The 244-nt window shown below is 38.5% G+C and carries 1 protein-coding gene; it reads right to left on the bottom strand.

Going from position 1 to position 244, the window contains the following annotated elements; translation table 11 throughout:
* On the bottom strand, positions 1–244 hold a 244-nt coding region (locus AAEY75_RS16665), incomplete at both ends, for a penicillin-binding transpeptidase domain-containing protein (protein WP_352260271.1).

Consider the following 244-nt stretch of genomic DNA (forward strand, 5'->3'; position numbering starts at 1 on the left):
GATTAATACCACGATTAACTAATATGTTAGTCGCATTTGCAATTTGAATTGGTGTAGCAGTCCAGTAACCTTGACCAATACCTACCGAAATAGTATCACCACGCCACCAAGACTCTTTAAAGCGTCCTTCTTTCCATTCTTTTGAAGGTAGAATAGCAGTAGTTTCTTCATGAATATCAATACCTGACAAATCGCCGTAGCCAAAACGGGCCATAAAATCACTGATTTTAGTAATGCCTAATCG

It is taken from the genome of Psychrobacter sp. TB55-MNA-CIBAN-0194, assembly GCF_040309505.1.
Lineage (GTDB): Bacteria > Pseudomonadota > Gammaproteobacteria > Pseudomonadales > Moraxellaceae > Psychrobacter > Psychrobacter fozii.